General features: G+C 66.3%; 10 protein-coding genes. 4 read left to right on the top strand and 6 right to left on the bottom strand.

Going from position 1 to position 10,693, the window contains the following annotated elements; all coding sequences use genetic code 11:
* Positions 1-9: 9 nt before the first annotated feature.
* The 5 genes from JYK02_RS13600 to JYK02_RS13580 form a co-directional block, all read right to left on the bottom strand.
* Entirely contained in the window at positions 10-1,026 is a 1,017-nt protein-coding gene (locus JYK02_RS13600) for a hypothetical protein (protein ID WP_207051351.1), read from the bottom strand.
* Between the two features lies 1 nt (position 1,027).
* Positions 1,028-2,224: a DUF559 domain-containing protein gene (locus JYK02_RS13595; RefSeq protein ID WP_207051350.1), complete on the bottom strand. Its 1,197-nt coding sequence runs from the start codon at positions 2,222-2,224 to the stop codon at positions 1,028-1,030.
* Between the two features lie 138 nt (positions 2,225-2,362).
* Complete coding sequence (locus JYK02_RS13590; RefSeq protein ID WP_207051349.1) at positions 2,363-3,592, bottom strand: MFS transporter; 1,230 nt, start codon at positions 3,590-3,592, stop codon at positions 2,363-2,365.
* Positions 3,582-4,523: an SDR family oxidoreductase gene (locus JYK02_RS13585; RefSeq protein WP_207051348.1), complete on the bottom strand. Its 942-nt coding sequence runs from the start codon at positions 4,521-4,523 to the stop codon at positions 3,582-3,584. The genes JYK02_RS13590 and JYK02_RS13585 overlap by 11 nt, the downstream gene beginning before the upstream one ends.
* Positions 4,520-5,347 carry a lysophospholipid acyltransferase family protein gene (locus tag JYK02_RS13580; protein WP_431603478.1) on the bottom strand — a complete coding sequence of 276 codons (828 nt, stop codon included), beginning with the start codon at positions 5,345-5,347 and terminating at the stop codon, positions 4,520-4,522. Before JYK02_RS13580 ends, JYK02_RS13585 begins: the two co-directional genes overlap by 4 nt.
* Before the next feature lie 103 nt (positions 5,348-5,450).
* Here JYK02_RS13580 and JYK02_RS13575 point away from each other — a divergent pair, with 103 nt between their 5' ends.
* A complete protein-coding gene (locus JYK02_RS13575; protein WP_207051346.1) occupies positions 5,451-6,074 on the top strand; it encodes a hypothetical protein in 624 nt (207 codons plus the stop codon).
* 10 nt (positions 6,075-6,084) lie between these two features.
* On the opposite strand, the gene JYK02_RS13570 is transcribed toward JYK02_RS13575, so the two are convergent.
* Complete coding sequence (locus JYK02_RS13570) at positions 6,085-6,474, bottom strand: VOC family protein (protein WP_207051345.1); 390 nt, start codon at positions 6,472-6,474, stop codon at positions 6,085-6,087.
* A gap of 633 nt (positions 6,475-7,107) precedes the next feature.
* Between JYK02_RS13570 and JYK02_RS13565 the strand changes: the two genes are divergently transcribed.
* The 3 genes from JYK02_RS13565 (at position 7,108) to JYK02_RS13555 (ending at position 10,693) form a co-directional block, all read left to right on the top strand.
* Positions 7,108-7,836, top strand: coding sequence for a hypothetical protein (locus JYK02_RS13565; protein ID WP_207051344.1), 729 nt, complete (start codon positions 7,108-7,110; stop codon positions 7,834-7,836).
* The gene (locus JYK02_RS13560; RefSeq protein ID WP_207051343.1) at positions 7,836-9,299 is read left to right on the top strand and encodes an ATP-binding protein; all 1,464 of its coding nucleotides are present in this window, start codon (positions 7,836-7,838) and stop codon (positions 9,297-9,299) included. The genes JYK02_RS13565 and JYK02_RS13560 overlap by 1 nt, the downstream gene beginning before the upstream one ends.
* 272 nt (positions 9,300-9,571) lie before the next feature.
* Complete coding sequence (locus JYK02_RS13555) at positions 9,572-10,693, top strand: catalase family protein (RefSeq protein ID WP_207051342.1); 1,122 nt, start codon at positions 9,572-9,574, stop codon at positions 10,691-10,693.

Here is a 10,693-nt window from a genome sequence, read left to right as displayed (position 1 = left end):
GGAGGCGGACTAGACGACGACGAAGTGGAAGGTGGCGCCGTAGAAGCGGACCTCGGACTCCGCCACGTCGGCCGGGTTCATCACCGACACGAGGTCCGCGCGGGTCAGCGTCAGATGGCGCTTGCGATTGGCCTCGAGCAGCGCCGAGTCGAAGTCCTCCCGGCGGGTCCATCCAGGCTGCATCGCCTTCCAGACGTGCGAGATGAAGACCTTGTCGTCCCCGAAGCGTCCGGTGGGCAGGGCCCTCGCGACGCGCAGGACGTTCTTCGCGAAGGATGCGGGGTCCGACGGCGGTGTCTCCCGTGGGACTTCGACGGGAACCGTCTGGACGGACTTCTTCGCGGTCTCCGGCGCCTGCTCCTGCAGCACCCACTTCCGCAGGGTCGCCAGTCGCAAGGCCTCCGCGTCCACCCGGGAGGCCCCCACCGCGCGTGCCGCCAGTTGCTCCACGCCGCGCTTCGGATCGCTGACCTCCTGCTCCAGCAGCTTGCCCAGCAGGTGGGCCTGGATGGCTCGCAGGGTGAATTTCTCATTCGTTTCCACGCCCAGCTTCCGCCACATCAGCCGGTCCCGGACCTGGGCCAGCGTCGGGAACTCAGGGCCCTCGACCTGATGCGTGCGCTTGAGCAGCAGGGCCCGCATGCCATCCGCGTTCGATAGCCGTCCCAGCGCCGCCTTGGAGGTCGGTAGGCCCAGGTCCTTCGCGAGCAGGTATTGCTGCCGCACCCGCTTCCAGGTGAGGCCCTTGGGGGAATCCACCCGCAGGAACGTCAAGGCCTGCTGGCGTCCCTGCGCGGTCAGCACCAGCGCGGTGCGGGACCGCTTCTGCACGAGCCCCGCGCCCAGGAGTTGCTCCATCAGGGAGTCGAACCGCTCGTTCCACTCTCCCCGGCTCCAGCGGTGCTCCACGAAGCCATGCAGCGTCTTCGCCAGGTCGTTGCGTGTTCCCGGCTTCTTCTCAGTGCGTGTCGCCAGCCATGCGAGGGCAAGGCCTTGAAGCCGGCTATCGGAGGTGTCGGTATTCATGTCAGCGCTCCCGCTCTGCAAGCTCACGCCTGCGGGCATCGATCAGGGTGTTGAGGGTCTGGAGGATTTCTTCGAGCCGGGGCACCAGGTCGTCTCCGTGGATGCGGTAGACCCAGTAGCCAGCGCGTTGCAGATCCAGGTCCTTGCGCCGGTCGCGCCGGAACCGGTCCCGGTCACTGAAGTGGTAGTAGCCGTCGAGCTCCACCGCGAGCCGCAGCTCCCGGCTCAGGAAGTCCACCACCCACGGGCGAGGTCCTCCTGTGTCGACAGGGGCATTGAGCTTGAAGACGCCTGCCGTGGTCGGGTGCTCCGCGAGCCGGTCGCGGAGATAGGCCTCGTAGGTGCTCCGGACCCTGTCCTCGGACAGGTTGCTCGCGCCGGTATGCGCCGCCAGCGCCACCTCGGCTGCCTGCGCTCGTCGCGTCTCGGAGGCTCCCTGCCGCTCCAGTTCCTCGAGTTTCGCCACCGCCCCCACTGCCGCCGACGCCGGCTCCGGCACCGTCAGCACGCCCTCGCGCACCAGCGCCTTCAGCCGCGTCTCCCCGCCCGCCAGGAACGCCTCCAGCGCCTCGCTGGACACCACGCACGCCACCGCGAGCGACGGCACCGCGCTGCTCAACTTCGCCGCCAGCGTGAGCCCCGGGCACGAGGGCGCGGGCCCCGCGGCCACCCGCGCCACCGGCGCCTTCCCGGGCGGCACCAGCGCATGCAGCGCGCGCAGCCCCGTGCCCGGGTTCTTCTGGAGCGCCGTGCGCACCGCGTCTGGCAATGCCCCGGGCTCCGCCGCCTCCCGGTGAATCACCAGCTCCCGGCACAGCGCCCAGGTGGCTTCCGGCAACATCGCGGGCGGCGGCACCGCGTCCAACAACACGCGCCGCTCATGCGCTGTCTTTCCCCGGAACACCGGCGTGTGTCTGGGATTCGCCGCCGTCAGGCTGAACGTCGCCAGCGCCTCCGCGTCCGCCCCCAGGTCCCGGGTCGCCGCCAGCGCCCGAGCCCAGCCGAGCGCCGCCGCATGCGGGTCCTCCCCGGAGACCTCCACCACCCCCTGACCGTGCCTCGCGGCCCACTGGTTCCAGAGGCTCCCCCCCAGGGTCTCCGGTCCCTCCAGCACGCTCAGGGTCGCGATGCCCTCCGCCCGGCGCCGGGCCTGGCGGTCCAACGCATCCAGCAGCGCGACCTCTCCCGCCAATGGCAAGCACAACCCCCCGCGAGGGGGATGCCTTCACCGCCCCTCGTGAAGAAAAGCCTGCTCCCCCGGGTCGGGTGAAGACAAGCCCCCCAAAGGAGGTATGGCATTCCGGGAAGGAAGGGACCCGGGTGGGTCTGAAAGGCTTTAGCGTCCCGCGTCGTCGCGGGTTTCCCGACGGAGCAACACGCTCAACCCCGCCGCCGCGAGCGCGGAGACCATGCCCGTCAGGAACGGGGCCTGGGTGCTCCAGGACGCATACATCCAGCCGCTCGCCACCGGACCCACCGTGCGGGCCAGTCCGCCGCACGACTGCGCCAGACCCAGCACGGCGCCCTGCTGCGACGGCGGGGCGACCTGCGAGGCCTGGCTGGAAATCAACGGCTGCAAGAAGCCCGTGCCCACGCCCACCAGCACCACGGCGGCCATCATCGGCACCGCCTGATACGCCACCGCGAGCAGCGCCATGCCGGACGCCATGAGCAGCGCGCCGGTGATGAGCAGCCGGAACTCACCCGCCGCGCGCGACAGCGGACCAATGAGCCCGCCCTGGATGACCATGCCCAGCCCGCCCACCACCGCGAACGTGTAGCCCACTTCCTTGGAGCCCCAGCCCAGCCGCGCCTGCACCAGCAGCGCGAACGCCACCTGCAGTGTGGTCATGGACAGGAAGACGGCGAAGAACAACCCCAGCACCATCCCCAATGCCTTGCGCCGGGACGGGTCCTGCATCGCGGACCAGCGCGACTGGGATTTCGCCGCCACGCGCTTCTCCACCGGGTGCGTCTCCGGCATCGCGACGAGCGCGCCCACGAAGCCCACCAGCGCCAGCCCTCCCGCGAGCAGCGGTGGCACCCAGGGGCCCAGGCCTGAAAACAATCCGCCCAGCGTGGGCCCCAGCACCATGCCCAGGCCGATGCCCGCGCCGATGCGGCCCATGGCCCTCGCGCGCGTCTCTTTCGTCGTCACGTCCGCGAGCGCCGCCTGACACGCGGCGATGTTGCCGGACGTCGCCCCGGCGAGGATGCGCGAGGCGAACAGGAGCGGCAGCATCAGCCGGTAGCTGGCCAGCGCGAACAGCGCCATCGCCACCGCGTTCGCCAGCAGGCTCAGCAGGATGACGGACCTGCGCCCGTGCCGGTCCGAGTACCGCCCGAGCAGCGGCGTGGCCAGGAGCTGCGTGAAGCTGAAACACCCCAGCAGGATGCCCACCGTGCGCGCCGAGCCGCCCATGGACTGCACGTAGAAGGGCAGCATCGGGATGACGATGCCGAAGCCCACCAGGTCCAGGAACACGGTGAGGAACACCACCGCCTCCACCCGGCGCAGCAGGCCCGGCGAGGCGGCGGGAGACGCGCCCACGCTCTCAGCCACCATGGCCCGTCCGGTCCACCGGCAGCGCGTCCGCGTAGGCGCGCAGGATGCGGCCCTCGTCGTAGGCGTACTGGAAGCCCGTGGCCTCCAGGAAGCGCTTGTTGTCCACCACGATGGGGTACCTCAGGTGGTCCGTGGCCCCCACCGACAGCCGGGGGAAGCCCGCGCGGCCCAGCAGCATGGACAGCACCGGCGAGGGCAGCGGCACCGGCGTGCGGCCCGTGCCCCGGATGATGACCGACAGCGGCACCGGCGCGGGCCCCGCGACGTTGAAGATGCCGCGCACCTTCTTCTCCAGCGCCAGTTGCAGCGCCGTCACCACGTCTTCCTCCTGGAGCACGTGGAAGAGCGGGTCGTAGCCCAGCACCATGGGCACGCGCTTGCCGCGCAGCAGGTTCGCGAGCGTGCCCGTGCCCGGCGTGCCCAGCGTGTACACGAGCCGCAGCACCGCGGTGGTGACGTCCGGCATGCGCCACAGCGCCGTCGCCGCGTACAGGTCCGCGGCCACCAGGTCCGCCAATTCCGGGATGGCCTCCAGCGCGCGCGGGGGTTCGTCCTCGGAGTGGTACAGGGGCGAGTCCGGCGCCGCGCCGTAGAACGTGTGCCGGCCCACGAAGAGCACCTGCTTCACGCCGTGCGTCGCGCAGTGGTCGAACAGCGCCTTGGTGCCATCCAGGTTGATGCGGCCGCGCTCGCCGCCGGGCACGGTGAACGCCGTCACCGTGGCCATGTGCACCACCGCCTCCGGCTTCCAGCGGCGGAAGACGTCCTCGGCGGCGCGCTTGCGGACATCCACCGGGTGCACCTGGATGTCCTTGGGCGCGTCCCGCCACGGACGGATGTCGATGCCCGCGACCTCGTGGCCGCCCTCGCGCAGCCGCAGCGCCAGCCTGCGTGCGATGCCGCCGGCGATGCCTGGAATCAACACCCTCATGGCAACAGCCTCCGGGTCCGGCGCAGGTTGCGCTCGGCGCGGTTGTCTTCGATGAGCCGCTGGATGCGGGCCTTCACCTGATCCACGTAGCCCTGGATGACGTGGTCCTCCTCGTCGCCCGTGCCCTCGAAGACGAGCGGCTCGCCGTAGTGGATCTCAAGACCCACCGGCAGCGGGATGGGCAGCAGGTACGGCGTCAGCGGGATGTACGGCATGCCCATCAGCTTCCCTAACGCGTACGCGTTGGTGATGGTGGGGATGGCCGCGCCGCCGCCCAGGAAGGCGAAGGGGATGATGGGCGAGCGCGTCTGGAGCGCCAGCCGGATGAAGCCCGTGCCGAAGTCCACCAGCGAGTAGCGGTCCGGGTAGAGCTTCGCGGTGCCGCGGGCCCCTTCCGGAAAAATCATGAGGAGCCGGTCGTCCTCCAGGAGGCGCACCGCGTGCTCGGGCAGGCCGGTGAACTGGCCGGTGCGGCTGGCCCACAGCGAGGCCACGGGGAACTTGTGGATGAAGCGCTCCACCATGCCCTGGGCGAGCCGGGGCGGATCCATCTCCAGCATCGTGGAGGTGAGCACCATCATCCCGTCCACCGCGACGCCGCCGGAGTGGTTGCCCACCAGCATGCCCCGGCCCGTCTTGGGGATGTGTTGCACGCCGGTGCAGCGCACCCGGAAGTAGTTCCGGTAGAGGAAGGCGAAGAACTCCAGCGCCAGCTTCAGGTGCTTCTTCGAGATGCCGTACGGGTCGACACCGTATTCGTTGAAGGGCAGCTCCAACCGCTCCACCCGCTCTGACAGGGACTCGCTCTGGGGCACGGGGCGCACCGTAGCACCGCGCGGAGGCTTTGCACGGGGAGCCCGCGTCCCCCATTGTGCACCCGACGGGCGCCCCCCCGCGGCGGGAGGGGCCCCACGGGAGTGACGCGCGATGGCGGGGCAGTCGTGGATGGGAATGCTGGACGGGGCGCTCGCGTGGGCCACGGCCCTGCCGGAGGGGCTGGCCCGGGAGGTGGCGGTGGACGTCGCCGGCCGGCGGGTGCGCCTGTCCCACGCGCGGGTGGAGGCGCTGTCGCGCGGCGTGCTGCGCAACGTGAAGGGCTTGACGCTGCGCTCCTGGGACAGCGGCCCCGCCGTGTACGACCTGCGGCTGGACGTGCGGGGCTGGAAGCTGCGGGTGGAGACGACCCCCCAGCGCGTGGAGCTGGCGCAGGGGCGCTACACGCTGTGGCTCTCCACGCCGGGCCGGGTGGAGCTGGAGGAGTCCCCCGGCGCGTCGTCGCTGCTCATGGGCGCGCTGCGCACGGGCGCCGGGAAGGCCGCGCTCCAGGCCCTGGCGCGCAGGCTGCTGCCGCCGGAGCTGGCCTGGGACGGACAGGTGCTCCGGGTGGAGGGAAAGCTGCCGAAGGAAGGCGCGCTGGCGGCCCGCCTCTTCGAGTCCTCTTCGCTCAAGATGACCGCGGCGCACGCTCCGGAGGGGCTGTGGCTGTCCGCGGAGGCGTGGCCGGGGCTTCTGGACCTGCTCCAGGCCGCGCTGGGCCCGGCGCAGGGGTAGGGCGCTTCTCTCAGCGGCCCTCGCCGTCCCACACGTTGGCGCGGCCTTCCAGAGGCCCGCGCTGCGGACGGACGATGCAGAAGCGCTGCCCGGTGGGGGCCTCCATCACCCACCAGCGCTTCACGTAGGCGATGCGCTTCGCGCCCAGCGCCTCCAGCCGCTCCAGCTCCGCGTCCAGGTCGTCCGACTCGATGTCCAGGTGGATTCTGCTCTCGTGGCTCACCTGCTGGAGGAGCAGCGAGGGCTCCGCGTCCGACGCCTCCAGCTCGCGGTACGAGGGCGAGTCCGGATCCGCCGGCTTCACCGCCCGCCCCAGCGCCGCGCTCCAGAACCGCGCGGCGGCGTCGATGTCCTCGACCTTGCAGTCGAGGACGAACGTGCTGAGTCGGCTGTGGTGCATGGCTGCGCTCCTGGAGGGCCGGGCCGGGGGGAAGCCCGTTGGGGGGAGCCAGGGATACACCGAAAAGTGGGGGGTGTGTATGCCGGAGTGAAGGGGGGCCTCTCTAGTGTACGAGAGCACAGGGCTGCTATAGCGGGGACGGTCCGGCGATGGACCCTGTCAAAAAAGTCCTGATGACAGGACCCTCATGCCGCGTAAGGACGGTGATGGTTAGCCAGATTTTAGCGGACGCGAACGTTTAGCTAGTCATGGTGTTGTCGCGCCTGCCACCGACTTCACCCAGGTGAATCTGGAAATAGTCCTGAGGACTTGGAGGGGCGATGTTTGCCGCGAGGAAGCCCGGCGCACTGAGGCACCTTTGAGAGAATGGGGGCATGCCGGGTCTAGGCGGGGTTGCCAGCACTATGCCAACTAGCAAGGAGAACAGTTCTTTGTGCATAGGCGAAAGTCACGCGTGCAGATGTGATACGGGGCACCGCAAAGTCTTAAGGACCTGAGTCCGTAGGTCATTGATGCAAAGTACTGGTTCTTGGTTGAGGCGCATCGCATACTGGTCGTATGCCCTCGTCAGAAAAACCTACTCTTCGCAAGCTGCGCGGACTGGCATGTGGCCTACCCGCGAGAGAATCCCCTTTGGCAGAGATTGTTGGTCACTTAGGCAGTTCTCTTGAAAACCTCGTTGATGAAGTTGATGCGCTTGGTGCTGAGACTGATGCTAGTGCAACTCGGCGTGCTGTGCTGTACGGTCCATTTCTTGGCCGCAGTATCATGGAAGTAGCGTTAACTGCGCTTATCGCTCGACTAGACCCTTTTCGGGTTCTTACGCTGCGCAAGATTCAATTGCAGTCTAGTTACTCAAAACACCGCCGAACGCGTGCTGCCATCCAGTGGACTGGCGACGTAATGGCGGAGGAGAAAATTGACAAACTATGGACCGGTGAGCGCGATTTTGCTGGAATGACTCGGGCGCTCTTGGGCGACTATCAAGATCATGTGTTTTGGCAGCCTGCATTCGAACGATTTCTCGATAGTGTGCCGGAGGAGAGGGGCGGAGAGTGGGTGCGCACACTGCGGCGCGTACAGCCAGAAAACTTTGTTGCTAGTATGAGGACTCGTTTTGGTAACGCGTTTAGTGAGTGCTCAAAGGGGGTTCATCACGAACTTGTGATTCCCTCGCAGAACTTCTTTACGCGCGAAACAGTGTTTGAGCTGCTTCAGCGCGTGCTTGAAATAACCGCAGTGATTTCGTCTGTTTTTAATATGTGCGATCACGTCGCGTTTTGTGTGGGAACCGACGAGGTCCTCGCGGCGTTGGAGCAAATGCAGCAAGGGGCCAACCTTGATGGGGTGGGAGGGCAATAATGGACAGCAGCGAACTCATTTTGGCGGCGGAAGAATGCGAACCCGACTCCTTCTTTGAGGTGCATCGTTTTTCAAGAAACGATGAGCGGGTGATCTCGAAGCTGATTTCGCACGGGCCAGTGTTGCTTCAAGGTGGTCGAGGGAGTGGTAAAAGCGCTTTAATGCTTGCGGCTGCGCATAGATTGTCGATGCCGGACTCGCCGGCGTTTGGTGTCTATTTGAGTCTGCGTCATCTTCCGCTGTTGCGCACGTCCGGGGCGGACTATGAGCGATTGTTTTGTGAACTGCTTGTTCGGAAGATTCAAGAGAGTCTTGTTGGCGGGGGCATCGATTTTTCGCCCAGTGTGACGATTGCTGCTGTTCAGCAGGCTGTTGCGAATCTTTCGAGCCAGTTGGGCAGGCGAATCGTTCTTTTCTTTGATGATGCCGCCCATATTGGGCGTGAGGCGTCGCTCGCGGATTTCTTTGATATTTTTCGCACGCTTGCGAGCAGTACGGTTTCTTGTAAGGCGACAATTTATCCGGGAGTTACTCAGTTCGGCAATCGGTTCGATGTGTATAATGATGCCACGGTTGTTGATGTTATTCGAAATGAGGAGCAGCCTGAGTTTGGTCAGCTTTTTGCCGAAATTATTCGTGCGAGATGGCCTAATTTGGCTCGGTGTGAATTCGCTCCGCCTCTCAGTTTGGATAGGGTTGCAGGGTTTCTTGCTCAGAGTGTTGTTGGGAACATGAGGGGGTTTGTTTTTGCGTGTAATGATGTGATTGATAATTTGAGCGGTGAAAGTGTCGGCCTTAAGGCACTTGGCGATACGATGTTGCGACTGGCGACGAATTATTACTGGCCGTTGTTTGAGGAGGTTGCGCCGAAACTTGGGAAATATGTGCCCATGGTGGATCCGTCTAGGGAGATTGCTGAGGCAATTTTTCAGGAGAGCGGGGCAAAGGGGCGCCGTAGTGTTTTGGTGCATCGGGATATTATTTCGCGGTTGTCAAAGCCTTTTGAGATTCTCGAGTATGTTGGATTTGTGTCTCGTCGCGAAGCTTCGCGGGCGATGAAGTCTGGGGGGCGTGGGACGCGATTTGTGCTGAACCTTTGCAATCTGCTTGAGCAGGTTCCTGGTTCGAGGCTTACGTCGGAAATATTTGAGCGATGGCATGAGCGTGAGGAACCTATTGGTTATCATGTGCGTGGCTCGAAGCTTTCTTCAATCGAGCTTCCGTTGCTTGCCGAGGATGCGGATCTTTTGATATTTAATGAGCCGGTTGAGAAGTTGGCGAAGTCAAGGGCTTACCCGTATGGGCTGACTTCTCAGAAGATAGCTGTGCTGCGTGAGGCGGGCATTGTCACCGTTGGTCAGTTGGCGAATGCCTCTGAGTATCAACTCAAACAGCTTGATTCTGTGGGTGACGCTACGCTGCAGCGGTTCCGCAATGTTGTAGCGCAGGCTATTTGGATGTAGCCTTGTGCTACTCGTTTCTGGTGTTGTGTAGATTGTGGATGCGGATCGCCAAGGCAGGGCGATGCTTGCAATGGCGAAGTCCAGAGCGTTCTGGAGAATCAGGACGGGCTACGTTGAGCGGAATGTAGCCAGTCTTAAGTGTGCGATGGTCACCACTCCGCGCCTTCGGAGCATCCAGCAGCGGACCTTCCGGGCCCCGAAGGCGCCAGGAAACCTGACGCGAGGGGGCCCGGCGCCTACTTCCAGCGCCGGAGGTCCAGGACGGTCCGGCCATGAGCGAGTCCGAGTCACAGCAGGCACCGAGCGGCTACGTCCGCTACCGCGACGACGTCGAGGCGGTGGAGCTCGACGAAGCGGAGGTCATCGAGAAGCTCATCGCCGCGATGCTCGAGGGCATGGCCCTGACGCGCCCCAAGCACGGCCGCACCGTGCGCGCCGCGCACGCCAAGGCCCACGGGCTGGTGAAGGGGGAGCTGCGCGTGCTGGAAGGGCTGCCCGCGCACCTGCGCCAGGGCCTGTTCGCGCAGGCCCGCACGTATCCCGTGGTGGCGCGGCTGTCGCACGTGCCCGGAGACCTGGACGACGACCGGCGCGTCTCCGGTCCGCGCGGCATGGCCCTCAAGGTCCTGGGCGTGGACGGCCTGGGGCCCATGCTGCCCGGCCACGCGGGAGAGACGACGCAGGACCTGCTCCTGGACACCGGCAAGGTGTTCAACGCCGTGGGCCCCAAGGCGTTCCTCGCGCAGATTGCCCCGGTGGAGCACCTCGCGCCCCGGACGCCGCAGGCCGTGAAGGGCGTGGTGTCCGCGGTGTCGCTGGCCACGAACACGGGGCTGGGCACGGTGGGAGCGCACAGCGCGGTGCTGGACTTCTTCGGCCACCCCTTCCTGCACCCGCTGGGCGAGCCGTACTACAGCCAGGCGCCGCTCCGGTACGGGGACTTCATCGCGAAGCTCAACGTGGTGCCCGACTCGCCCGGGCTCCAGGCGCTGAAGGACGCGAAGCTGGACGTGCGCGACTTCGATGGACTGCGCCAGGCGGTGGTGGCGTTCTTCCGCGAGCACCCGGCGGAGTTCGTGATGGGCGTGCAACTGTGCACGGACCTCACGCGGATGCCGGTGGAGAACGCCAACGCGGAGTGGCCCGAGTCGGAGAGCCCCTATCAGCCCGTGGCCCGGCTGGTGCTGCCCGCGCAGGATGCGTATGACCCGGCGCTCCAGGACGCGGTGGACGAGGCGATGCTGTTCAGCCCGTCGCACAGCCTGGCCGCGCACCGGCCCCTGGGCGGCATCATGCGGGCCCGCATGGCGGTGTACGAGGCCGTGGGCCGCGCCCGGCGGGAGCAGAACGGCCAGCCCGTGAAGGAGCCGCGCGGCGCGGACGACCTGCCCTGA

Origin of the sequence: Corallococcus macrosporus (genome assembly GCF_017302985.1) — a bacterium.
In the GTDB taxonomy this organism is placed as follows: Bacteria; Myxococcota; Myxococcia; order Myxococcales; family Myxococcaceae; genus Corallococcus; species Corallococcus macrosporus_A.
This window is presented reverse-complemented; position numbering and strand designations above follow the sequence as displayed.

Coding starts and splice junctions, on each gene's coding strand:
- JYK02_RS13600 (WP_207051351.1), bottom strand. CDS start 1,026: ATGAATACCGACACCTCCGATAGCCGGCTTCAAGGCCTTGCCCTCGCA.
- JYK02_RS13590 (WP_207051349.1), bottom strand. CDS start 3,592: ATGGTGGCTGAGAGCGTGGGCGCGTCTCCCGCCGCCTCGCCGGGCCTG.
- JYK02_RS13585 (WP_207051348.1), bottom strand. CDS start 4,523: ATGAGGGTGTTGATTCCAGGCATCGCCGGCGGCATCGCACGCAGGCTG.
- JYK02_RS13575 (WP_207051346.1), top strand. CDS start 5,451: ATGGCGGGGCAGTCGTGGATGGGAATGCTGGACGGGGCGCTCGCGTGG.
- JYK02_RS13570 (WP_207051345.1), bottom strand. CDS start 6,474: ATGCACCACAGCCGACTCAGCACGTTCGTCCTCGACTGCAAGGTCGAG.
- JYK02_RS13560 (WP_207051343.1), top strand. CDS start 7,836: ATGGACAGCAGCGAACTCATTTTGGCGGCGGAAGAATGCGAACCCGAC.
- JYK02_RS13555 (WP_207051342.1), top strand. CDS start 9,572: ATGAGCGAGTCCGAGTCACAGCAGGCACCGAGCGGCTACGTCCGCTAC.